Source organism: Ahrensia marina, from assembly GCF_001293565.1.
Taxonomy (GTDB): domain Bacteria; phylum Pseudomonadota; class Alphaproteobacteria; order Rhizobiales; family Rhizobiaceae; genus Ahrensia; species Ahrensia marina.
The window spans coordinates 16,810-39,014 of record NZ_JXMU01000029.1; the positions used below are offsets into that span (position 1 = coordinate 16,810).

Sequence of the window (22,205 nt, forward strand, 5' to 3'; positions counted from 1 at the left end):
CTGGAGGTCCAAAATGGCGACGAAAGATGTACTAAGGGTGATGGTTGTAGATGACCACGTGACCAGTCGAATGGTGACGGTTGAAGCCCTGGAAGGGCTAGGCATCCGCAATATTGTATTTGCAAAGGACGGTCGCGAAGCGTTTACGAAAGTTTCGAGCGCACCGGTTCATTTAATTATTTCAGATGTTTACATGCCTGATGTTGACGGGCTCCAACTCGTCAAAGCGATGCGCGCGCATCCCAAGCTGCAAAAAACAGGCATCATTTTGATGACCGGGCGAAAAGACGAAAAGATTGTCAAACTCGCACAGCAATTTCAGGTGAACATGGTGCTTGCAAAACCGTTTACTGAAACCAGCCTGCGCTCTGCGATTGAATCTGTTGTCGGGCGTCTAAACTGATGTTTGAGAACATGGCCAGAGTATCGGTTGTCCAACGTTCGCATTATGTGACGAGCGACGACAAAACCGTGCTGTCAGCAGTATTGGGCTCCTGCGTGGCCGTTTGTGCCTTTGACGAAACGATGGGCATTGGCGGCATGAACCATATGCTTTTACCCGATGCACGCGAAGGCAGCCAGAGCGCCAACAGCAAGCTATACGGCGCCAATTTGATGGAGCTGTTGCTGAACGAGCTCTATAAAAAAGGCGCGCGCAGACAATATCTTCAGTTCAAACTGTTCGGCGGCGGAAAACTGGCCAATAATGGTTTTGATGCCGGAGAGCGCAACATCGAATTCATTACCGAATTTGTCAAAAATGAAAAACTGAATGTTGTTTCGTCAAGTTTGGGTGGAAAATCAGGCCGTCGCATTGAGTTTCATCCGGTAAGCGGCCGCTCACGCCAAAAATTACTCATAGACAAACCGATCGAAACGATTGCACCTGTGCAAACTGAGGTCATTCCTGAAACTGGTACAATGGAGCTGTTCTAGTGCCTGAGAAGAAAACAAATACAAAGCACGATGACGCAATTGAAATCATTGCAGCCGAGCTGCTTGCCATCGCCAACGAGATCGAAGAGCTGCCGTCATTTGACCCCGGCGAATTGACCAATGAAAAAATGGTTCAATTGCAAAAGATCGACTTTTGCAGCCAGCGTCTGCGTGAAGTGTCCAAGCTGATTGTCGAGTTTGCAGAACAGTCGCATCAGGATCAGATCACATTGCTGAAAATTCTGGCCTCGACCGCTAATCTGGAACATACGCGCGACCTGTTCGAGCAGCGCCAGATCGGATAAAATCAATATAATTTGCTTCAGCGCTTAAAGTTGAGGCAAGAATTGTGAATTATTTTCAGGGGTATATCCCCACAGCCTATTCCCACATCCAACGCCGCTATTAACGCTAAGTAAGCTTTTCTGTTGATTCACTGAAAACAATCCTTTATCCGAAATTCTGTCATTTACTCAAAGGGATAACCGGGGCGTATGAACCTGGCCCATGAAGCAACTTGAGGTATGTAAAACCATGACAGTCACGGAACTCATTACCAGCTTCAACCAGTCTTTCACAAAGCTTGAGACCGCACTTGAGGCAGATATTCAGTTGGATATCGAGAATTATGACCGTGAAGTCAGCGATGCCATGCAGTCCATTTTGTCCAGCGATCCGCAAAGCGCCGAAGAAAAGAAAATTCTTGCGAGTTTTCTGCTCAACTCTATTTTACGGCAAGTTGATAAAACACCGCTGACAAACAGCATGCTGAAAAAAGTCGTCGACACTTGCATTTAGGCACAACACAGACAGGCTGTGTGCGCTCAATTATTCAAGCATTTCAAATGTCAAAATTGACGCAATTACTAAAAAGCCACTAACCAACACGACCAACATCGGTACAAACATCATAAACCCCTGCAATCATTGCCATTTTACTATGGATCAGATGACTTGCCTGTAGCTGACCAGTAAACGCACCGCTTAGATGACCCCATAATCACGCGCTATTGTTTCCAGCGTGGGGCAAGCAGCGCTGTCTAAGATGCATATCAATACAACTTCTTGGCTGATAAACGCATGAGCAATGTCACTTCCAATATCGTTATCCCTATAGCCTGTGCAATCGCCTTCTGCGGTGCAGCGGTTTTGGGCATTTCGGCTAAGCCGACCGGACAAAATCAGGCGGTGCTTGATAATGAGAAGCTCAAAAAAGAAGAAGTGGCAACGGTTCAGCACTCTTTCCCTGTCTTCTATCAAAACGAGAAAACCGGTCACTGTGTGCTTGGCATCCGCACACCTATCAAGAAATCCAAAGGCCCTTATACCGACCCAAAACGGGCTGAAGAGCGCAAGGCCATATACGCAAAAGCATCGACAATTCTTGCCGATGCTGCCGATGGTAATGCTGTCTGTGCAGATTTGTTTGCCGAGGCAACAGAAATTGCAGATGTTACAGAATTTGTATTTCTACTGAACTGAAGCTGATTCGCTTTCGCTGGCCGTATTGCTTGCCCCCACCGTATCGTCGATCAATACGGCATCATTTTGTAAAACATCGAGCTGGGCAATCGTAATACTATCAACCATCTCAACACCAAGTTCGGTATTGATTTTCTCCAGAATCTTGGTCGCCGTTGCGTCAAAAATCTCATAGGTGTTTTGTGTATCGAGCGATGCGGTCGTCGCAATTAACTGCCTGTAGACGGCATCGCGCAAATAAGTTTCGAGATTAAGTTCAAAGCGTTTCGCTTCTTCTTCATCGACCTGAACAAGAAACCGCGACAGCAGATAACCATCGATCCGGTCATCGATAATTAAGGGCACAGCGATCAGGTCCAGCTCAAGATATATATCGGCTGGCTCAGCGGTTTCTTCGCTCTGTACTTCTACAGGATCAGGCGCAGCGCCGCCCTGCGATAGTCCGGCCCAAGCGCCGCCCGCAACACTGGCCAACACACCTAACGCTGTCAGATTTCCCAGGATGGACAATATCTGTTCCTAGAAGCTACGGTGAGCGGCATAGGTGCCGTCTTTTGCGTTGGCCTGAGCGAGATTACCCAAAATGCCGACGATCTCTCTTGCAGCATCGATTTGCGCGGCAAGACGCCGTTCGTTTCTGTCGGCTGCTTCTTTGAGGTTTTTCAAAGCGCTCAACACTTTGTCATCATCGGGGCCAATTTTTGTATCTTCCATCGCAATGCTCAGTTCAAACAAATACCGGTTCTTGCGCGCAACAATACCGGATACATCAGCATTGGGCGCATCAATGAGCAGTTGTGTCTCTTCATTGATCACGGCCGTTGCGCGGCGCAGAAGGCCGATCAGAGTTTTATTTACACCAGTATCAGACTTTTTCATTGTTTACCTTGCCTCACGAACCTTTGTTTAGGCTCGTCTATTTGGATGTTTCCGGCGTCGTTGCACCATCTTTAGAAATCAATTCGGCAATACCGAAATCTGCAGACTTGACCATCAATTGCGCGATCTGGTCAGACATCATGGAGCGCCAGACATCGCCTGAAAATCCATCACCAAAATATTCGCTGTCTTTCGGCATAATATCCGCCACCATTTGTGACATGACCATTGCTTCAAACTCTTTGGCAGGAGAAAGCGCTGTCTCGCCAATATTGCGTTCCTGACGAAGAGCCTGCGAACGCTGGGTGCTATCCAGCCCGGCGATTTGTGACGATTTATCACTCAATACGCTGGCGATAGAATTGACTGCCGCATCCATGTTTATTGTGCCTTCAATGACAGGAGTTTCTAATCTCAGTCTAAATCGTCAATCTTGTCCGAACCTGTGGATTGACCATATTTTGCCGATCGCAAATCAATCAGTTCGCTTTGTTCTTTAGCTTCATTTTCTTTCAAAGAGCGGGCTTGTTCCTCACGCAGACCTTCGCGTGTCTTTTCAAGTTTCTTATTTTCTGAGTATGATTCCTGCACCTTTTGCGCCACATGGCTTTCCATATGTTTCAGGTTGGTCTCCAGTGTGCGCAGGCGATCATAAGTCAGTTTGGGAAAAAGCCGCTCGGCCACACTGCCCTCTTCGAGCGCAGCCAATAAGCCTGCCCTTTCCGCAGCAAGCGCCTGTTGCCGCCGCTGCGCCATGGCGAGCGCGCGCTCGGCCTTTCCCTGTCGCATCTTCTGCAATTTGAGAAGACGCTGCTTGGTTTCCAAACGGGATTTCATCGAATGCCCAATTCAAAAACGGATGGCAGGGCGGCAACGAACAGACTCAACATATACGGAATTGAGAAGTACAGGATAAGCAAAGCGCCAAACAACATGAACGGCAGGGCGATGAAGTATAACGGAATCTGCACCGCCAGTTTGTTGATAAAACCAACCGAAAGATTGACGATAATCGCAAACCCGATGAACGGGCTGCCCAGCCGCAACGCAATATTGAAACTTTCGCTGAGCACATCGGTAAGCCCGACAAGCAAAAGCCGTATATTGGGCGCTTCATCGATTGATCTGACCTGATAGGTGTCAATCAGAGCTGAAAGAACCATGTGGTGAAAATCAAACAGAAATAGCATCGTCAATGCACTGAATGAGATGAGCGATGTGAGCGCCGATTGCGCATCAGTTCCCTCGATAGGCGCGCCAAGCATACCTCCAAACCCGACCGTCATCGCCACACCGCCGGCAATAAATTCCAGAGCCAAAAGATAGACACGCACGATCAAACCAAAATATGCGCCGATCAGCACTTCTCTGAAAATAGAGATCAAAAGCACATCATTTGGCAATTGCCCGCCCGGTGTATTGGGCATCAGCAAACCTGTGAGCGCAAAAGAAACGGTAACGGCAGCAAGCAACCTGATCTGCGGCGAGACACGCATACTCGATAGCCCCGGCAGCAGCATGAAACATGCGCCAATCCGGCAAAAGATCAAAAAGAACGCAGTAACATCGCTTGTGATGCTTGCGATCATGAAATGGAACCAAGAATGTTGATCTCGATACCCTTACCGATTTCGACATGCGAAATAACCGGCATATCGGCATGCAGACGCTCGATGATCATCCGCACATATGGGCGCGCGTCAGGCGATGTGACAATGGCAAACTGGTTGTGCTTCTGGCGCAGATCCTTGATCATTTTATCCGCGTCTTTACTGAAGTCCTCCAGCAGTCTCGGATCAATATCAAATTGAACCAACTCGCCCGACGCGTCCCGTTTCAAGCTTTCACGGAATGCCATTTCCCAGCGGTTGCCCAAGCGCAGTAATTTGAGCACACCGTTCTCGGTTAAGTCACCGCAAAGCTGTTGGGAAATACGACTGCGTACGTGTTCGACAATCGCCTCAGATTTACGCACGCTCGGTGCAATTTCCGCAATCGCCTCACTGATCAGCGTCAGGTTGCGAATGGATACGCGTTCAGCAAGAAGCAGTTTCAAAACAGACTGGAAGCCCGGGTAGCTGATATGCGTTGAACAGACATCATCGATCAACTTGCGATAGTCTCCATCCATTTGTGCAACGAGCTGTTTGACAACAGAGAAAGACAAAAGTTGCGGTAAATTATTTCTGATAACTTCGCTTAGGTGGGTAAGAAGCACAGATAAATTGTCCGCCGTTTGAAGGCCCAGCGCACGTATATCGGCCGAGAATGTTTCAGGAATAGACAAAGCGTCCACGCCATAGGCGGGATCCTTGATTTTCTCTTTCGGCATATTGTTGAGTTGCGGATGTGTGCCGAACACCATCAAATCGCCCAAATGCAATTTGTATTCCGCAACCACAGTTCCGTGCACTTTGATCTGATAAGATTTCGGATCGATTGAAAAGTCGTCTGTCACCTGAACTTCAGGCACAACAAAACCGTATTCGGCCGCAAAGCGCTTCCGCATTTTTTTCATGCGGTGGGCAATTTCCTGCTTTTTCGGCAACATACGTGCAGCCAGCTGCTTGCCCATTACCAGTTCGACTTCCACCGTGCGCAGTGATTCCTTGACCGTGTCACGTTCAGCGGACTGTTTTTCAATCAGCTTGTTCTCGATCTCTTTTGCTTCTTCATTGGCCCGCCGCTCTTCGATGATCGGTTTGATATAACCGATAGACATCATCAACAGCGCCAGCAAGAAGAACGGCAATGCAGGAAGCCCCGGCATCAGACCAAGGATAGCGAGCATAATACCGGCAACAAAAAGGGCGCGCGGGTAACCGCCAAGCTGATCAAGAACCGCTTTTTCCGCAGTACCGGTTGTTCCGCCTTTTGAAACAAGAAGACCTGCTGCAAGCGATACGACAAGCGCCGGTATTTGCGAGACCAGACCATCACCGACTGATAGCTTGGTGAAGATATCAGCGGCCTCGCCAATGCTCATATTGTAACGGGTCACACCGATAATGATACCGCCGAAAATATTCACTGCGGTGATGATAAGTCCGGCAATGGCATCGCCGCGCACGAATTTGGAGGCACCGTCCATGGAACCGAAGAACGAGCTTTCTTCTTCCAGTTCTTTTCGTCTTGCACGGGCTTCGGCATCGTCAATGGCACCGGCGGAAAGGTCGGCATCAATCGACATCTGCTTGCCGGGAATAGCATCAAGCGTAAAGCGCGCGCCCACTTCCGCGATACGTGTCGCGCCTTTTGTAATCACCATAAAGTTGACGATGATCAGGATCATGAACACGACAAGGCCGATAACAAAATCGCCGCCCATCACAAATTGCGAAAACCCGCCGATCACATTGCCCGCGGCATGTGTCCCCTCATGCCCGTTGGAAAGAATAACGCGGGTCGTCGCAATATTCAGCGACAGCCGGATCATGGTTGCGATCAACAGGATCGTCGGGAAGGAAGAGAAATCCAGTGGCTTTGAAATCCACAAAGCCACCATCAAAATGAGGACGGAAATGGCAATTGAAAAGGCCAGCCCAAGGTCGATCAAAAATGTCGGTACCGGCAGGAAGAGAATTGTCAACATCATGACAATTACGACCGCGAAGCCGATATCACGGCCGTGGAATCCCGGCTTAACTACTGCTGTGTGGTTTGCTGACAAAACCGTTCCCCAAGATCAATCATTGATAGGGTCAAATTAGGCGTCCAAACTTGTGCGAAGTAGGCGTGATTATTTGGGGAGCGGAATTTTCGTCTAGCAGCGGCTTAAAAGCCGGTTGCGATGCGCGAATATAAAACGTCTGTCAGACGGCCGGTCTGCGAACCCATAAAGGGGGCTGCAAGCGCAAGCGCCAGAAAGATCGCGATGATTTTAGGCACGAAAGTCAGGGTAATTTCCTGAACCTGCGTGAGCGCTTGTAGCAAAGCGATAGAAAGGCCGACCACCATTGCCGCAATAACAGCGGGGCCGGACACAAGAATGGTTATCCAGATGGCAAATTGAACAAGATCAAGGACGTCAGCTTGGGTCACTGTCAGATATCCTAACACCACTGGAAACGATAACACGTTCACCGTTGGTCAAGGTCGCGATAATGCCGTCATCAAGAACCTGAACTTCAGCCACTGTACCGGCAATTTTGCCATCGGGTGAGCTGATATGTTTACCGATAAGGGAGCCTGCCTGCTCAAGAAAGCCAGATTTCAAAATAGTATCAAGCGTTTCGCGTATTTGCACAGATTGCTCAACATTGGAGAATGAAGCCAGCTGAGCCATGTATTGCGTTGAATCCATAGGCTCTGTCGGATCCTGATTTTTCATCTGAGCGACCAGAAGCGTCAAAAACGCATCGTAATCAACGACCGCTTTATTGCGTGCAGCTTCCGTGCTTGTGCTTGCGGCAGCACTCGCGCTTTGAACAGCATCAACCATCAGCTTGCATTCCTCAATTGTTCATATACCGGTTGTTTCACAGATACAGGCTCTGCGCGTTGCGCAAGAATTTCCGCCTCAATATCATAGAGCCCGCGAATGGTTTTAAGCGCTTCATAATAGCGCTCTTCACCAACCATCTGGTCAACATGTTTCAAACCGGAAAGCACCTTCTGGTTATCAAATGTGTTGAGCAGCGTTGGCAAGCTTTCGCGGAAATGCGGTGTTACTGTATCGCGGTCTTTGGGCGAGATGACCATAACCTGCACGATAAAGTACAATTGTCGAAGCGGTGTGGTCGCGTCTTCGGCTTGAAGGACATGGCTTTCCAAAAGAAAGTCCACATCATTGAGAAGCTCGATAGATACTTTACGGTCAACGCGAAAGACCGCGCCGTTGATAAAGAATCTTTCATTCGCTTTTAGAAATATCTTGAATGTACCTGCCATCAGAGCCCCCCCTTGATAATTTGTGAAACACCGATAATTCCTTCGATTTTGTCAGACTCCCCCTGCCTGACAGCTTCACATTCCTGCAAAATCCAAATGCCGACGGAAATAATGCCCGCGCGCAGATCTTTTGTCAGCGTGTTGTCTTCGCTGGCCAGATCCTCAAGCACGATGCTCCAGAAGCGGCCGGCAAAATGAACAGCTTCAATTTCCGCCATTGATCCGGGGCCGTCAGCCTGTGCCTTTTCAAAAAGCAGAATGCTGCGATCAAGCAGTTCACGCTCGCGCGAACGGGCATCTACTGCTGAGTCCTGATCTACTTCTGAATATCTAAGCACTATCATTGTGTATCCAATCGAAAGACAAAATTATCGCAAATACTGCATCAGGCTCAGGCTCTGAATGCGTGCGGTTACCGAATAGGAAACCTCGATTTGCGTAAGTAAGGAGTTAACTTTGATGGCGGTCTCGTATGTGTCGACGCCGTCAAGGTCGATGACAAATGTCTCGAGCAAGGATTTTTGCAAATCCAGCGCTTCGTTTGCCCGTTCAACGCGTTCCTGTGACAGGCCAATAATACCGCGTTTCTGTGTAATACCGCCATTGGCTTCGGTGACATTTTCAACCACATATTCACCGACAGCATCCAATGCGCCATCACCGAGATTTGTGTTGTAGAGTTCCGATGCCAGAATGCTGCTGAACATTATTTTTTGAATTGATTCTTCATTGGCGCTGACACTTGTTTTAACCGTCACATTGTCGGAAACCCGTGTGTCAGGCACCTCGTCACTGGCGTTTGACAGGCTGGTCGTCCAACCCGCGCCAAGAAACAGCGGTTCTGCCGTGTTGGTGATAAAATTCTGAATCTGCGCATCCGTAATATTTTCGGCCAGCGGCGAGTCGATTGGAAAACCGAAATCTGCCGCAAACGCATTTCTAAATGCTGTCTGTGCAGCAGAGCCTTCATAATCCGCAATCGGCGCAGTGTCAGAATTTTCACCGCCAAAAACAAAAACCCCGCCGACGGTGGCGTTCAAACTGGCAGTCATTTCCGCGATACCGCTTGAAGCGGTCGTCGCAACCGCGCTTTTTTGCGCATTGTTGCCTAAAACAAGACTGATCGCTTCGATCAGATTATCGCCCATGGCCGTCAATTGCCCCATCGATGATTGCGATGTCCGCATGCGAACCGAGGCAAGATCGTTGGTGTCCGACAAGCGCTGCAAGACCGAAATATCGTGCCGTAATGACGCAAGTTCGCCGGTCTTCGAACCAATGGCCAAACCTGAATCCGCATTGCGGCCAGTGACTGTTTCAAGTTGAAGATCAGGCAATTGACGCTGCATGCTGGCAGTCGCGTTGCGAAGACCGAAATTAATGGCTGCTGTTGAAACGTAAGATGCTTTCATGACTTAGCTCACCGCCTGAAGGATAGAATCATACATGGAGTTGACCGTTGAAATGACCCGCGCGGACGCTTGGTAGGATTGCTCAAGGTCAATCAGCATCGACAGTTCTTCATCAACATTAACGCCCTGACTTGATGACAGAGCAGTCTCCAGCCGGTCACTCAGCGCCTGCTTGCTTTCAGAAGCGCGTGTTGCCGTTGAGCGCACACCGTCCAGCCAACCGATGGATGATTGTGCATAGCCCGCCAATGTATATGTGCCGGCCAAACCAAAAGACGGATCGGTGCTAATGGTCTCACCGATACTCTCAATATAGCTGTTCAGCCTTGTGGAGTAAGCCACACCGCCATTGGTGTTTTGAACATAGTCTGCGCCATTGGCTCCGCCATCGCGTAACATGTCTGCACTACCGCCGACTTCCGGATCAAATGCGCTGTTAACTGCTAGCGTGAGCGCGATGCCGTTAACTGCGGTCGCACCACCCGGGATTGCCGGTCCGCCTGCATAGGTAAACAGGCCCGCAAGGTCGGGGCTTCCGCCGCCGGTCTGGTCTTTCTCGGCAAATTGCACGATCAAGCCGCGCGCTATTTCGTCAAGCTGCCCTTGAACCTGTTCTGCAATATCATCACGCATCTGCAATTTTGCAGAAAGAGCACCGACAGCATCTGTGCTTGCGCCCGAACCGGCCGTCAGCGGTACGCCGTCAATATATACCTGATTTCCGGGAGTGCCGGGCGCATAGGCGGCCGTTGGCTCAAAGCTAACGGTGCGCGGCAATGTTTCAAACAATGTAACGCCTTCAGTCGTATAGATCTGCTGGTCATTATTGGCGCGTGTGTTCGTCGTAATGGAAATATACTTCGATATCTCTTTCAAAAGCGTGTCGCGTGTGTCCAGTGCATCGTTAACGTCCTGCCCCGTCACTGTACCGCGAACAATTTCGTCATTGGCAATTTTGAAATTCGCCAATAGCTCATTAACAGTCTCAACACCGCTTGAAATTTCAGTATCGAGGCGCGCGCGGTAACTTTGAACAGCAACAGAAGCATCGCTAATGCCGTTGGCGAGTTCTTTTGCAGCATAAATCGCCTGTTCGCCGGTCAGATCGTTGGACGGGTCAGTTGCAAATAGCTGGAGAGAATTTTCAAATTGCGTCAGAAAAGTTGCCGGCGATGTCGAATTATTGGTGCCGTTAATGACATTATTCAGCCGAGCCGCGCCATCGGAAATGGCCGCCTGTCCGGAGCTGGCCGCGAGTGCGGAAAGACTGTTGCGCAAAAGCTCCAGATTTTCCGCACGGCGTACCGAAAATACCGATGCGCCTCCGCTTGTGCTGACAAGCTCCACATCGCGGCGCGCATAGTTGGTGTTTCCCGTCTCCGAGATGTTTCTGGAGGTGACTGATGTCTGAAGCGAGGCATTGAAAATTGAATTCTGCGCCACGCGTAAAGCAGTAGATAAAGACATAGCTTCCCCTTACTGCCGCTTTTCAGGGCGGCAGATGCCAATCCGGTAATCGGATTATCGTTTCAAGTTGATAACAGTTTCAGTAAGTTCAGAACCTGTCTGAAAGACTTTGGAGTTCGCAGTGTAGTTACGCTGCGCTTCAATCATCTGCGTCAATTCAGTTGCGATATCGACAGTAGAATTTTCAAGCGCACCGGAAACAATCTTGCCGTTGCCGCCTTCATTGGCAAAGCCAAGTGACACTTCGCCGGACAAATCTGTTGTCGTGAATATATTACCTGTTTTGGAGCGCAATTGGTCAGGGCTGACGACCGATGCGATTGGCACACGGAAAAGATCGCGTGTCGTTCCATCCGCATAGGCACCAAGAATACGGCCATCTTCACCGATTTGCACCAGTTCGATACTGGACGGAATATTACCGTTCACTTCAGCGTCACTTGCCAGAAAACCTGTCGCTAGCTGTGTGGTTTTGGTGATATCAAGTTCCAGTGTCTCGCCGCCCGGAACAGGTATTGACAGGCTGGTCGGGCTTGCACCGTTCATCTGACCGGTCGACGGATCGAATGTCAGTGTATCGGTTGTCAAAGGACCGGAAGCATAAGGAAAGCCTGTGCCTGTTGTCGCGCCCGACTGATCATAGACCGTCACTTCCCAGGTATTGGCAGCGGTTTTGGTGTAATACACATCAAGCAGAACCGTGCTGCCCAGGCTGTCGTATGAAACAAGCGAGGTCTTGTTGGTAAATTCAGTGAGTGGGTCGTTTGCAGCTGGCGTCGGCGCAGCAGATATCGCAGCATCAGAATCCAGGTTCACTGTCACCTTACCAAGCGTGGAAGGCACCGCAATCAATTCTGTTTGCGTCACTTTAACCGGCACCAGTCCTTGGAAACCGTTCGCAACAGCAGCAGGCTCTCCATTTTCATAACTGTAGCCAAGCAGCTTGAATCCGGCTGCGTTTACAAGCTCACCATCGGCATTGGGTACGAATGAGCCCGCACGGGTAAGCTGGGGCACGCCGTTCTGATCCTGAACAACGAAGAAGCCATCGCCCTCAATCGCCAAGTCGGATGATGAAGTGGTAAAACTTAAAACACCTTGTTCACTGACAAGCTGGCGTGAAGTTGTTGTCACACCGCCGGACGAATATCCGCCTTCAGATTGGTTCACCACCTGCGTTGAGAACAAAGTCTCATAACGCTTATAACCGGTTGTGCTGGAGTTTGCGATGTTGTCGGCTGTTGCAGCTAGTCTGTTCGCCTGACCTTCCATGCCGGACACACCGGTCCGCATCATACCATAAACGCTCATTTAAGGCTCCTTTAATTGTATTAGGAAACCTTAGCTGCCAAATCTTGCGCGAGGCTCACATGCGCGATGGATTTCGCTTTTTTCTGAATTGACCGCTCCGGTTGTTTCACATCAGACGGCTTCATCAGGCGGTAGCCGAGAAAACGCTTTGAATCGATGACTTCTTCACCTAGTGCAGCCCGCAGCTTTTTGCGCAACTTGCTGATGTGGCTTTCCACCACGCACTCATCAACGTCCTGCTCAAGAACACCATAAACAGAATTGTAGATCTGGGTGCGTGAGGCACGGCGATCGCCAATTGATGCAAGATATTCGAGGATGCGGCGTTCGCGGCGCGGAAGCGGAAATGAAACACCGTCGATTTCCGGATCGCGGCCATCATTGAAAATACGCAAACGACCAAGTTCCTGCTTGGGAGCTTCTGCAACACTGCGGCGGCGGATAGCGGCGGCACGTGCCAGAATTTCGGTGACGTGAACCGGTTTCTTGATCACATCATCAGCGCCGTTCTCAAAGTGGAAGAGAATGTCGGTCAAGCTTGACTGATCAAGAACAGCAATGAGCGGCGCTTTTGTGCGGGCACGGATCTGGCTAACAGTCTCTGCGTGGTCGGCACATTCACCGATCAGGAAAGCCTGAACATGCTTCAAATCGGCGTCTGAAATCGCTTCCAGAAAATCTTCCATCGCCCCATCGCAAGTGCTGGTTGCCGGATAGCCGAGCCTCAAGAACATCGCCTTAAAGCCGTCGCGAACCAACTCTCTGCTGTCAACAATCACAATCATTATTCTGCCCCTCGAATCATTCAAATGAACCCCGCTTTCAGAACTAGCTAAGCGGTGACTCTATCCACAACTGCGAGAACTTGAATATTGACATATGGTTAATTTCATGAAGTTAACCCTTCATTAAGGACGATTAACAAATGTCTAAGCGCGGGAAAATAGCACCCGTTTTCCGCCTTTTTCATCAGCGCATTTCCAGTGATCTTTATTAAATTTGAGCTACGGAAAAATCGGATTTGTCTCAGGCTTTTGCTGACCTTTATGGCTCACCCGATTTGACCAGCCGGTCGAAAACATATGTTTTTTCAGTGAGATAAAAAAGCCGGCCGAGTAACGCATTGTTACAGTAAGCAATATGGAGAAATTCGGAATTTTGCTGCGCATCTATTAGAAATGAGCTTTGAGAAATCTCTTTTAGCCGCGCAATTGTGAATACACAGTGTCTGCATAATTCAGTTCACTTTTCATCACGAATCACTTGCCAAAAACGCCCTGATTTAGCCCAATTTGAGGGCTTATTTTTTCTAAAATTAGAGCTTTTGAGGGCCAATAGTGTGGCTGTCAGGACTCATATGACAGCACGATTGAATCGCAATTCATTTATTTTGAGAGCCCAAGGATTCGGAATTGAATCAAATGATGATTCGTGACGAATCATAACCGACCCGTTCGTTGTCACTTGCAGATTGTAAAGCAGCCAGCCGGCTGTCTATATCGCCATCCTGATCACGTTTATTGCTGCCATCGGCATCGCTATCTTGCGCCATCGCATTATCAGAATTGGACAGATCGCCGTTTTCCATTGCGCCATCCTGATTTGCATTATTGCTGTTTCGGCCAAGGGTAATGTTGATATTCCCCTCGCTTGCACCCAGCGCCCGCATGGATGTTTTCAAGGCATCAATATCAGCGTTCAACAGATCGAGCGTCTGTCTGGATTCAACCACGAGATCAATTTTCACCCCGTCACCGTCTTTGGTTAGATGCGCCTGAACGCGGCCAAGACCAATCGGATAAAGCTGCAGCGAGATAACATTGCGGTTCGCGGCAACCACACCACTTGCCTGTGCCTGCGCCGCACTTGTTGATTCACCTTTGTGCATGGAACGGATTTCCGGACCTAGGCGATCAAGAACCTGATCTTTCACAGGCGGCGGCGCGTCATTGGAAGCCGTGGCGACTTGTCCCGTTGCATGCGTACCGGCCATTACGGATAGTTCAGGCGAGGCAGCACGGTTTACGGGAGGCTGAGCCTTATTCTTACTTCTATTCTCAACACCGCCTTCGCCTATCCCGGATGTATTTTTTAGACCGGCAAACTCACCGTCAGGTTGGCGCTGAACCACACTGCGTTCACCTTTTGAAAATCCCGGTACGACATCACGAAGAGCGCTTTTCACCGCCGGATCAAAACCGACCCGCCGGACATCATCATTGGAAGCTCTCTGGGAAAAGACAAAATTCGATGACAAGCCGCCTGTTTGGCCTGCTACTGCAATTTGCACTGTATTCATCTCATTGCCACTTGTTGCAACCGCCTTTACTGAGCCGGCAATATTCGCTGAAACCCGCTCTGCTGTCAGTTGCGGTTCGGATGAATTGACATTGTCAGCAGACGCGTTCGCCGCCATGCCAGACTTTGGCGTTAATGTGTTGACGATAGACTGAACACTATCTTCTGCAACGCTATTGGCCACGCCATCAGGGCTTTTGGATGCGCCGACATCTACCGCAACATCGACCTTTTCAACGGCGACAGAAAGCCCCAACTCGCTCTCACCGACCACATCGACAGGTTCCTTTGTTTCAGCTTCAGGCTTCGCTTCCAAGTTCACACTTGAAGCCTGGTCTGCAAATTCGGCATGGGTTTCAAAACCCGCAATTCGCTTTATAGAAACGCCTTGCTTGGTAGCAGCCGTTTCAGTCGCCTCGCCTTTGGCCAGTTGAACACCCTGTTCGAGCATTTCTTTAAAGCCTGACTTTTCATCGCCTGTACCGTTACCGCCATTGGGTTTGGCCATTGGTGACGACGCACGCCCGGTAGCAGGCTGGGCTGCCAAATGAGTATTTGCTATCATTCCAATGTCTCCAAAAGTTCATCGGCGCCACCAATTCTGGTCCGCATTTTTTCTACAAACGAGTCGAGCTTAAGTTCATCTCCATCAGGCTTTGGCTTTTCTTCGGTTTTCTGCATGTCCTCGGACAGCGCAGGGTCAATCACATCAACATTGGCTTCCACCATTGGTTCGATGATATCATCATCAGCATTGAGCGAAGCTGTACGCGCTGAATCATCAATTTCAGGCTCAGCAACAATCGCGGTAAGCAGAGACAGCACCACACCGCGCAGCCGGCGGTTTTTCTCCTGAAGATCAGAAGGAATAATGTTGCGCACCTGTGTCAAAGCGTCTTGAGCGCTTTGCGCCGTGATCGTGTCTATCTGATTATAAATATGCAGCAACTGGCGGTCAGCATCGCTCATAATTGCGTTACCAGACTGCCCGTCCGGCAATTCGTTCTTTTCCAAAGCAAAAAACAGCTCCCGCTTGCCCGCAAGCGATGCCGCACGTTTAATGCGGTTAAGCAGGGCCTGCCGCTCCAGATCAGGCAGGAACGACAACACCTTGAGAATCTCGCCTCTGAATATGGGATCATCCAGATCAACAGCCGCCCGCACCATTTCATTGGCAAAAGTCGCCGCAAAAGGCGATGTACCAAAAGCGCGCGCATAGCGGCTGGCAGCGCGTATAAACTGAAACTGATCGGTCTTCTCACGGTAAACCGGCATAATCGCGCGCAGTGCGCTTTCTTCAAAAATCGTGCCGGGCAGTGTCAATTTCACGTAATTGAGGTCATCGGTTTTACGCACGCGATCTTCGTCATGCTGCGCCCGCACCAAGGCAATGGTTGCCCCCAGAATACCGCCAATTTTGCGCGGCTCCAAAGTCCCGAACACTTCGCTTGCGTTTTGTCCATTATAGCGCTGCACAGCGCTGGCAACGGTCTGCAAGTCAGGAAATTCTTTAAACGCATCGCGGCGCGCATAAACCAGCGCAACACCGCCGCCGGATATCGCAAAACTTAAAACAGCGCGTAAATTACGTTCATTGACGACTTCATCGGCATGAGGGCGCGTCAGATCATTACGCACCATCTTGTAGAGCGCACGCTGCATACCGATTGACGCTTTATCGCCCAGAGCAATTGAATCCTGCGCACGCTGAAAAGAGCGCACCAGCTGCGTTGGATCAAGCGAGCTGATATCCGCACGCGCAGATGTTGTTTCGGCCAATACGGCCAACAACATGGTTGCTATGGTCGCCAATTTTCTCATTGGTCACCAAGTTCAATGAGAATATCAATACGCCGGTTTTCTGGCGCAAAAGGGTCTTCCGGATTGCGCAATTCGCGGTCAGCCTTACCGGCAACAGAAACGATCCGCTTTTCATCGATGCCGCTTCGCACCAGCATATAGAGCGTTGCCTGCGCACGTGCGGCCGACAGGCGCCAGTTGTCATAATTTTCACCGCGATAAGGCCGCCCGTCGGTATGGCCGACAACACTGACTGAAACATCCTTATCAACGATCTGTGCGCCGATAGCATCAACAGCATTGATCAGTTCCGCTTTGGGAATAGCCGAGCCGACACCAAACATGCTGAAACTCAGATCGTCTGAAAGTGAAACCAGCACGCCTTCCGACTGCGGTACAATTTTCACCTGATCCTTATTCAAGCCGATAACGTTGAGAACGTCCTCAAGGGTCTCTTCAACGGTGGCGGCAAGCTGCTCGGCCTCGCTCGGTTCTGTCTCAGGCGTCTCTAACTGTTCTGCTTGCATCTCAGGTTTTTCGACCTGCTCTTCAAAAGTTTCAGTTTCTGGCTCTGTTATCGGTTCGATTTCGGCCTTCGCGACTTCCTGTGCAGCCTCGGCCATTTCCGGTTGGATTTCAGTCTCCGCAACAGCATCATTGTTTTCACGCTCTTCTAATTGCGCCTGAATAACTTCCCGCAGCGATCTTTCTTCTCCGGCCTCTGATTCTGTCACCTCATCGCCATTATCTTCCCAATAGGTCTGGGAGAACGGATCGATGAATACCGGTTCTGCAACGCTCTCGTTTTCCAGCACCGACGGGCTGCCGGTCCCGGCACCCAGTTGCTCGTCCATCGGTGCGCCTACGGCATCTTCTTCAACAATTTCATCAAGCATAGCAGCCGGATTGCCAAAGAACTCGGCTTCGGTTTCACCTTTTGCTTCGTATTCCTCTATCGTTTCCTCCGGCGTACTTTCTGCCGGACTAAGACCTTTTTCGCTTTTCTTGGTATCAACCAATTTTACCGGATTGAAATAGCTTGCGATTGATTTTTGCGCCTGATCATCCGTCGCGTTGACCAACCATAGCACCAGAAACAGTGCCATCATCGCCGTCATGAAATCCGCAAAGGCGATCTTCCAGGCACCGCCATGATGCCCTTCTTCACCACTGCCACCACGGCGAACAATAATGATTTCCTGTTTTTCGTTCTCGCCCAACATCAGCCAAGCTCCGCGATCATGGCTTCAAACTCCGCAAGCCGCGTTGAAACAGACGACGTGTCATATGTGACGACAATATCAAGCAGCCCGTCATCCTCAACGAATTTCAGTTTCACCGGCAGATCTTCCCGTGCTTCAAGTTGTGCCTGCAAATCTGAGATAAGACCGGCCGGCCCTTTCAGCGTTGCAACAAGATCACTGGAGGTTGGCACAATTGTTTCGATAAAAGTGGCAATGCGCTTTTTACCGTCTTCTTCAATGGATTTGCGCAAAATAGACTGAAAACCGGCCAGAACACTTTGATTGAATTCAAATTTCAGCGGCTCCAATGCGCCATGGACAGCACTGTCAATCCGGTCAATCACGCGCTGCAATGCATCTTCGGGAATGGCACCTGCAACAGCCTTTGGCGCCTGCGCATTATCCATATCCGGAATATCATTGCCACCCGGTAATGGCGCATCCCCGACCTCGGAAAAGATTTCTTCCGCCGCACTTAGCGGGTCCAAAGCATCCTTATCTTGGGGCAGATCTTCCAAAGCGGATTCTTCCATCGGCAGGTCTGCACCAAGCGGCGGAAAGTCCTCATCCAATGATATTTCATCCATCATAGGTGACGGACTTAATGAGCTTTCCTCATCCGTGCCAAACTTTGGCAGATGCGGGAACTCGGACAATGCCTGCTTGACGGAAGGTTCAAAACCGCGCGCCGATCTCTTTTCTGAAATCATATCCGGCACACCAAGCGGCCGAAAACCGCTTGGCCAGCGTCCACCGCCAATCTTCTTGTGTTTCTTGGAGGAAAAATCCGGAAGCGTCATGCAGGAACTTCCGTAACCCAGCGTCTAAGAATGGCAGCCGCACGTTTTTCATCAAGATCGACAATCATCGCGATACGGTCAGCAGGCTCGGGAGCCATACGTGCCATCAGCTCGTTGCGCGCCGGATCATTATTGTTTGAAAACTCCTCAAGAGGGAAATCCTGATCAAGCATAGACGGCTCATCAAGCGAGAAGTCCGGCAACTCACCGGCGCCCTCCATGGCAAAATCTTCAACCTGCGGTGTTTCTGAACTGCCCAATGCGCGAACAGCCGGGCGAACAGCAAACATAAGCACCAGAATAACAGCCCCCAAAAATGCGATGGCGTTAATGGCGGTTCCAAGCTGCTTGGACAGAACGCTCGCCACACCTTCTTCCGATGCTGCGACAAGTTCTTCCACCGGCAAGAAGTTCACCGCTGTCAGTTCAACAATATCATTACGGCTTTCCAAAGTGCCCGATGCCGCCGCCACCAATGACCGCAACTCGGCAAGCTTTTCTTCAAGCTGCGCGTCGTCCATATTCGGATTTTGCTCAAGCAAGGAGGCTTTATTGACAACAACAGCGACAGACAGACGGCCAACTTCATATCCGTTGCTGACAACAGCAATCCGTTTTGAGTTCAGCTCATAGTTGGTTGTTTCTTCGCGGCGCTCGCTGCGCTCGCTCTCATTGGCACCGCCCGCATCCGGCACTTCCTCAATCAGATCCTGCTCGACTGTCGCCGGTTGACCGCCTGCGCTTTGCGCGGATGAATTTTCACTGCGTACAACCTGCACCGAACGCTCGACACGCGAATCAGGGTCAAAGATCGTTTCTTCGGTCTGCCGTTGGTCGGTATTGATGTCGGCCTGCACGCTGACACGGAAATTGGCTGAGCCAAGATATGGCGTTAGCGCCCGTTCGATGCTGCTGACGACCTGATTTTCCACATTGGATTTAATGCCCAGATTGTTACCGGCAGAATTACGCAGCGGATCTTCGCCTGCGGCCAGGACACGGCCTGCTGAATCAAGAACGGTAACATTCTCGGTTGAAAGCGAAGGAACAGCGGCCGAAACAAGATGGCGGATGGACATGGCGGTTTGCTGTGCTTGCGAACCGTCATAACGCACAATGACCGATGCGGTCGGCGCCTGTTCCGCACGTCTGAAATTGCCTTGCTCAGCCATCACAATGTGAACTCGCGCGGCACGCACACCTTCAATTGACTGAACTGACCGGGCAACCTCTCCTTCAAGCGCCCGCACACGTGTAATTTCCTGCATAAATGCGGTTAGACCAAGCGAACCAAGGTCATCAAACAGCTCGTAACCTGTGCTTGAACCACTTGGCAGCCCTTTTTCAGCAAGAACCCTCCGCGCACGGCTGACATCATCAACAGGCACAAGCAACGAGCTTCCCTCCGCATTGACATCATATTTGATGCCCGACTCGGAAAGCACGGTTCCCATACGCGCAATATCATCACGCTCCAGATTGACATAGAGCGTGGTATTTACCGGCTTGTTGATATAAATCGCGCCAAAAAGGATGATTGCCATTGTCGCAATGCCAATCCCTCCCAAGATAGCTAACTTCTTGATTCCCAGGGCGCCAAAATTCTGCATGAATTGGTTAAACTGATTGAGCACAGATCATTCTCCGCAATAATGGCCAAACATTACGAAGCGAACCTTGTGCGTACATGAATTGATGAACCAAAAACAAAAAAGGCGGCCCAAGGCCGCCTTTTCGTCGATTCTCAAAGAGAATTTTATCCCTGGAAGAGAGACAGAATTGTCTGCGCGTTACCGTTCGCGATAGACAATGACTGAACACCAAGCTGCTGCTGCACCTGAAGTGCCTGCAAGCGTGTTGATTCTTCGGTCATATCCGCATCGACAAGCTTACCGATACCCCGATCAATCGCATTCATCAGATCGCCGACAAATTCGCTTTGCATATTGATACGCTGTTTAGACGAACCAAGGTCCGAAGCGGCTGTTGTCAATGCTTCAACTGTTGCGTCAACATTAGAGATCATGTCTGCAAGAACAGTGTCGTCAACGTTAGCTGCTGTGATATCAAGTGTTGCAACTGTGTAGGTCACAGCAACCGGTGTCGTTGCGCCGTTGTTCACAGTGTATTCTGTGTCAAGCAAGCCAACTTCTGTTGTGCCTGTACCGGCATCGAACAGAACTGTACTTGATGTATCAATGTCGATTGTTGCCAATGATACGGAACCGTCAGAAGCACGGTTGAAAGAAGCTACAACGCTCTTTGTTGCTGAGTAACCGGCAACACTTGAGTCAGTTGACAACCAGTTCTCACCGGAGAATGTCGCTGATTCAGCAATGCTGGCCAACTGGTTTTGAAGTTCACCGATTTCAGATTGGATTTTAGAACGGTCGACGCCTGGCTCACTGGCAGCAACAAGCTTGGACTTGATTTCGTCAACAACGTCCAAAGTCGCGTTAATACCTGTGTAGGCAACGTCAACTTTCGCAGCACCAAGACCCAAAGCGTCCTGAACTGTGCCAAGTGCTTTTGTGTCTGAACGCATTGTTGTCGCGATAGACCAATAAGCAGCGTTGTCACTGGCTTGAGAAACGGCTTTACCTGTAGAAATACGGGCCTGTGTTGTTTCAATAGCAGAATTTGTAGACTGCAGGGATTTAAGCGCAGTCATCGCTGCTGTGTTCGTCAAAATACTGGACATAAATTGTCCCTTTCAAAAGATACTCAAAGAAGGGACATGCCGGATATCCCGGTTCGATGGACAGGCATCATGCCATAGCCAACCAGGCCACCATCGATCTTAAGAAAATGACGGATAAAGTTTAACAAAAATAAAATGGAGGAAGCTGTCGCAGAAAAAATTATGCAAATCGGTCATGGTAAACAGTTAGATAACGGATCGCATCAGATTACCAACCAGAATATTCCATCTGTCAGCACACAAAAAGAAGTATATTACTAACAAAAAGGCCGCCCAATGGGCGGCCTTAATGCTGTTATAATCGTTACAATTAACGGAAGAGAGACAGAATTGTCTGCGCGTTGCCGTTCGCGATGGACAATGACTGAACACCAAGCTGCTGCTGCACCTGAAGGGCCTGCAGACGTGTTGATTCTTCGGTCATATCCGCATCGACAAGCTTACCGATCCCGCGTTCGATCGCATCCATCAGGTCCCCAACAAAGGTGGTTTGCAGATTGATACGTTTCTTGGATGTACCAAGGTCGGACGCTGACGTTGTCAATGCTTCAACTGTTGCGTCAACATTTGAGATCATGTCTGCAAGGACCGTGTCGTCAACGTTTGCCGCTGTGATATCAAGTGTTGAAACTGTGTAGGTCACAGCTACAGGCGTCGCCGCGCCGTTGTTCACAGTGTATTCTGTGTCAAGCAAGCCAACTTCTGTTGTGCCTGTACCCGCATCGAACAGAACTGTAGTTGAAGTGTCAATATCGATTGTCGCCAAAGATACGGAACCGTCAGAAGCACGGTTGAAAGAAGCCACAACGCTCTTTGTTGCTGAGTAACCGGCAACACTTGAGTCAGTTGACAACCAGTTCTCGCCGGAGAATGTCGCTGATTCCGCGATGCTGGTCAGCTGGTTTTGAAGTTCGCTGATTTCAGACTGGATTTTAGAGCGGTCGACGCCTGGTTCACTGGCAGCAACAAGCTTGGACTTGATTTC

General features: G+C 49.9%; 26 protein-coding genes. 5 read left to right on the forward strand and 21 right to left on the reverse strand.

Annotation, left to right across the window (positions count from 1 at the left end; all coding sequences use genetic code 11):
• Positions 1 to 13: 13 nt before the first annotated feature.
• The 5 genes from SU32_RS15505 (at position 14) to SU32_RS15525 (ending at position 2,418) form a co-directional block, all read left to right on the forward strand.
• Positions 14 to 403 carry a response regulator gene (locus SU32_RS15505; RefSeq protein ID WP_054000289.1) on the forward strand — a complete coding sequence of 130 codons (390 nt, stop codon included), beginning with the start codon at positions 14 to 16 and terminating at the stop codon, positions 401 to 403.
• Entirely contained in the window at positions 403 to 936 is a 534-nt protein-coding gene (locus SU32_RS15510) for a chemotaxis protein CheD (protein WP_054000290.1), read from the forward strand. The genes SU32_RS15505 and SU32_RS15510 overlap by 1 nt, the downstream gene beginning before the upstream one ends.
• Positions 936 to 1,241: a hypothetical protein gene (locus SU32_RS15515; protein WP_054000291.1), complete on the forward strand. Its 306-nt coding sequence runs from the start codon at positions 936 to 938 to the stop codon at positions 1,239 to 1,241. The genes SU32_RS15510 and SU32_RS15515 overlap by 1 nt, the downstream gene beginning before the upstream one ends.
• A gap of 229 nt (positions 1,242 to 1,470) precedes the next feature.
• Entirely contained in the window at positions 1,471 to 1,734 is a 264-nt protein-coding gene (locus SU32_RS15520; RefSeq protein WP_144421172.1) for a hypothetical protein, read from the forward strand.
• A 282-nt stretch (positions 1,735 to 2,016) separates the two neighbouring features.
• Entirely contained in the window at positions 2,017 to 2,418 is a 402-nt protein-coding gene (locus tag SU32_RS15525; protein ID WP_144421173.1) for a hypothetical protein, read from the forward strand.
• Here the strand turns inward: SU32_RS15525 and SU32_RS15530 are convergent.
• From SU32_RS15530 to SU32_RS15630, 21 genes are all read right to left on the reverse strand, one after another.
• The gene (locus SU32_RS15530; protein WP_054000294.1) at positions 2,407 to 2,928 is read right to left on the reverse strand and encodes a flagellar basal body-associated FliL family protein; all 522 of its coding nucleotides are present in this window, start codon (positions 2,926 to 2,928) and stop codon (positions 2,407 to 2,409) included. The two genes, SU32_RS15525 and SU32_RS15530, sit on opposite strands and share 12 nt — an antisense overlap.
• Before the next feature lie 9 nt (positions 2,929 to 2,937).
• Positions 2,938 to 3,297, reverse strand: coding sequence for a hypothetical protein (locus tag SU32_RS15535; RefSeq protein ID WP_054000295.1), 360 nt, complete (start codon positions 3,295 to 3,297; stop codon positions 2,938 to 2,940).
• A gap of 37 nt (positions 3,298 to 3,334) precedes the next feature.
• A complete protein-coding gene (locus SU32_RS15540; RefSeq protein ID WP_054000296.1) occupies positions 3,335 to 3,676 on the reverse strand; it encodes a rod-binding protein in 342 nt (113 codons plus the stop codon).
• A gap of 35 nt (positions 3,677 to 3,711) precedes the next feature.
• Complete coding sequence (locus tag SU32_RS15545) at positions 3,712 to 4,134, reverse strand: hypothetical protein (protein ID WP_054000297.1); 423 nt, start codon at positions 4,132 to 4,134, stop codon at positions 3,712 to 3,714.
• The gene (locus SU32_RS15550) at positions 4,131 to 4,886 is read right to left on the reverse strand and encodes a flagellar biosynthetic protein FliR (RefSeq protein ID WP_054000298.1); all 756 of its coding nucleotides are present in this window, start codon (positions 4,884 to 4,886) and stop codon (positions 4,131 to 4,133) included. The genes SU32_RS15545 and SU32_RS15550 overlap by 4 nt, the downstream gene beginning before the upstream one ends.
• Positions 4,883 to 6,967, reverse strand: coding sequence for a flagellar biosynthesis protein FlhA (flhA, locus tag SU32_RS15555; protein WP_054000299.1), 2,085 nt, complete (start codon positions 6,965 to 6,967; stop codon positions 4,883 to 4,885). Before flhA ends, SU32_RS15550 begins: the two co-directional genes overlap by 4 nt.
• Positions 6,968 to 7,071: 104 nt before the next feature.
• The gene (fliQ, locus tag SU32_RS15560; protein WP_054000300.1) at positions 7,072 to 7,338 is read right to left on the reverse strand and encodes a flagellar biosynthesis protein FliQ; all 267 of its coding nucleotides are present in this window, start codon (positions 7,336 to 7,338) and stop codon (positions 7,072 to 7,074) included.
• Positions 7,325 to 7,741, reverse strand: a complete 417-nt coding sequence (flgD, locus tag SU32_RS15565) for a flagellar hook assembly protein FlgD (protein WP_054000301.1) — start codon at positions 7,739 to 7,741, stop codon at positions 7,325 to 7,327. Before flgD ends, fliQ begins: the two co-directional genes overlap by 14 nt.
• Positions 7,738 to 8,187 carry a flagellar biosynthesis repressor FlbT gene (flbT, locus tag SU32_RS15570; RefSeq protein WP_054000302.1) on the reverse strand — a complete coding sequence of 150 codons (450 nt, stop codon included), beginning with the start codon at positions 8,185 to 8,187 and terminating at the stop codon, positions 7,738 to 7,740. The genes flgD and flbT overlap by 4 nt, the downstream gene beginning before the upstream one ends.
• Positions 8,187 to 8,531 carry a flagellar biosynthesis regulator FlaF gene (flaF, locus tag SU32_RS15575; protein ID WP_054000303.1) on the reverse strand — a complete coding sequence of 115 codons (345 nt, stop codon included), beginning with the start codon at positions 8,529 to 8,531 and terminating at the stop codon, positions 8,187 to 8,189. Before flaF ends, flbT begins: the two co-directional genes overlap by 1 nt.
• A gap of 24 nt (positions 8,532 to 8,555) precedes the next feature.
• Positions 8,556 to 9,599, reverse strand: a complete 1,044-nt coding sequence (locus SU32_RS15580) for a flagellar hook-associated family protein (protein ID WP_054000304.1) — start codon at positions 9,597 to 9,599, stop codon at positions 8,556 to 8,558.
• Positions 9,600 to 9,602: 3 nt separating this feature from the next.
• Positions 9,603 to 11,066: a flagellar hook-associated protein FlgK gene (gene flgK, locus SU32_RS15585; protein WP_054000305.1), complete on the reverse strand. Its 1,464-nt coding sequence runs from the start codon at positions 11,064 to 11,066 to the stop codon at positions 9,603 to 9,605.
• A 54-nt stretch (positions 11,067 to 11,120) separates the two neighbouring features.
• Positions 11,121 to 12,377: a flagellar hook protein FlgE gene (locus SU32_RS15590; RefSeq protein WP_054000306.1), complete on the reverse strand. Its 1,257-nt coding sequence runs from the start codon at positions 12,375 to 12,377 to the stop codon at positions 11,121 to 11,123.
• Between the two features lie 20 nt (positions 12,378 to 12,397).
• Positions 12,398 to 13,162 carry a response regulator transcription factor gene (locus SU32_RS15595; RefSeq protein WP_054000307.1) on the reverse strand — a complete coding sequence of 255 codons (765 nt, stop codon included), beginning with the start codon at positions 13,160 to 13,162 and terminating at the stop codon, positions 12,398 to 12,400.
• A gap of 632 nt (positions 13,163 to 13,794) precedes the next feature.
• A complete protein-coding gene (locus SU32_RS15600; RefSeq protein ID WP_054000308.1) occupies positions 13,795 to 15,240 on the reverse strand; it encodes a flagellar hook-length control protein FliK in 1,446 nt (481 codons plus the stop codon).
• Positions 15,237 to 16,496 (reverse strand): hypothetical protein, encoded by a 1,260-nt coding sequence (locus SU32_RS15605; RefSeq protein ID WP_054000309.1) that lies wholly within the window; start codon positions 16,494 to 16,496, stop codon positions 15,237 to 15,239. The genes SU32_RS15600 and SU32_RS15605 overlap by 4 nt, the downstream gene beginning before the upstream one ends.
• Entirely contained in the window at positions 16,493 to 17,698 is a 1,206-nt protein-coding gene (locus SU32_RS15610) for a flagellar motor protein MotB (RefSeq protein ID WP_054000310.1), read from the reverse strand. Before SU32_RS15610 ends, SU32_RS15605 begins: the two co-directional genes overlap by 4 nt.
• Positions 17,698 to 18,519, reverse strand: coding sequence for a hypothetical protein (locus SU32_RS15615; RefSeq protein ID WP_054000311.1), 822 nt, complete (start codon positions 18,517 to 18,519; stop codon positions 17,698 to 17,700). The genes SU32_RS15610 and SU32_RS15615 overlap by 1 nt, the downstream gene beginning before the upstream one ends.
• Positions 18,516 to 20,153, reverse strand: coding sequence for a flagellar basal-body MS-ring/collar protein FliF (fliF, locus tag SU32_RS15620; protein ID WP_201454983.1), 1,638 nt, complete (start codon positions 20,151 to 20,153; stop codon positions 18,516 to 18,518). Before fliF ends, SU32_RS15615 begins: the two co-directional genes overlap by 4 nt.
• 122 nt (positions 20,154 to 20,275) lie before the next feature.
• Positions 20,276 to 21,220, reverse strand: coding sequence for a flagellin N-terminal helical domain-containing protein (locus tag SU32_RS15625; RefSeq protein WP_054000313.1), 945 nt, complete (start codon positions 21,218 to 21,220; stop codon positions 20,276 to 20,278).
• A gap of 310 nt (positions 21,221 to 21,530) precedes the next feature.
• Positions 21,531 to 22,205: flagellin (locus SU32_RS15630; protein ID WP_054000314.1), on the reverse strand; the 675-nt coding region annotated here is incomplete at its 5' end.

Coding starts and splice junctions, on each gene's coding strand:
- SU32_RS15535 (WP_054000295.1), bottom strand. CDS start 3,297: ATGAAAAAGTCTGATACTGGTGTAAATAAAACTCTGATCGGCCTTCTG.
- SU32_RS15520 (WP_144421172.1), top strand. CDS start 1,471: ATGACAGTCACGGAACTCATTACCAGCTTCAACCAGTCTTTCACAAAG.
- SU32_RS15590 (WP_054000306.1), bottom strand. CDS start 12,377: ATGAGCGTTTATGGTATGATGCGGACCGGTGTGTCCGGCATGGAAGGT.
- SU32_RS15510 (WP_054000290.1), top strand. CDS start 403: ATGTTTGAGAACATGGCCAGAGTATCGGTTGTCCAACGTTCGCATTAT.
- SU32_RS15580 (WP_054000304.1), bottom strand. CDS start 9,599: ATGAAAGCATCTTACGTTTCAACAGCAGCCATTAATTTCGGTCTTCGC.
- SU32_RS15505 (WP_054000289.1), top strand. CDS start 14: ATGGCGACGAAAGATGTACTAAGGGTGATGGTTGTAGATGACCACGTG.
- SU32_RS15545 (WP_054000297.1), bottom strand. CDS start 4,134: ATGAAATCCCGTTTGGAAACCAAGCAGCGTCTTCTCAAATTGCAGAAG.
- flbT (WP_054000302.1), bottom strand. CDS start 8,187: ATGGCAGGTACATTCAAGATATTTCTAAAAGCGAATGAAAGATTCTTT.
- flaF (WP_054000303.1), bottom strand. CDS start 8,531: ATGATAGTGCTTAGATATTCAGAAGTAGATCAGGACTCAGCAGTAGAT.
- SU32_RS15610 (WP_054000310.1), bottom strand. CDS start 17,698: ATGTTGGGCGAGAACGAAAAACAGGAAATCATTATTGTTCGCCGTGGT.
- SU32_RS15595 (WP_054000307.1), bottom strand. CDS start 13,162: ATGATTGTGATTGTTGACAGCAGAGAGTTGGTTCGCGACGGCTTTAAG.
- SU32_RS15550 (WP_054000298.1), bottom strand. CDS start 4,886: ATGATCGCAAGCATCACAAGCGATGTTACTGCGTTCTTTTTGATCTTT.
- SU32_RS15525 (WP_144421173.1), top strand. CDS start 2,017: ATGAGCAATGTCACTTCCAATATCGTTATCCCTATAGCCTGTGCAATC.
- flgK (WP_054000305.1), bottom strand. CDS start 11,066: ATGTCTTTATCTACTGCTTTACGCGTGGCGCAGAATTCAATTTTCAAT.
- SU32_RS15605 (WP_054000309.1), bottom strand. CDS start 16,496: ATGAGAAAATTGGCGACCATAGCAACCATGTTGTTGGCCGTATTGGCC.
- SU32_RS15540 (WP_054000296.1), bottom strand. CDS start 3,676: ATGGATGCGGCAGTCAATTCTATCGCCAGCGTATTGAGTGATAAATCG.
- SU32_RS15615 (WP_054000311.1), bottom strand. CDS start 18,519: ATGACGCTTCCGGATTTTTCCTCCAAGAAACACAAGAAGATTGGCGGT.
- SU32_RS15625 (WP_054000313.1), bottom strand. CDS start 21,220: ATGTCCAGTATTTTGACGAACACAGCAGCGATGACTGCGCTTAAATCC.
- SU32_RS15600 (WP_054000308.1), bottom strand. CDS start 15,240: ATGATAGCAAATACTCATTTGGCAGCCCAGCCTGCTACCGGGCGTGCG.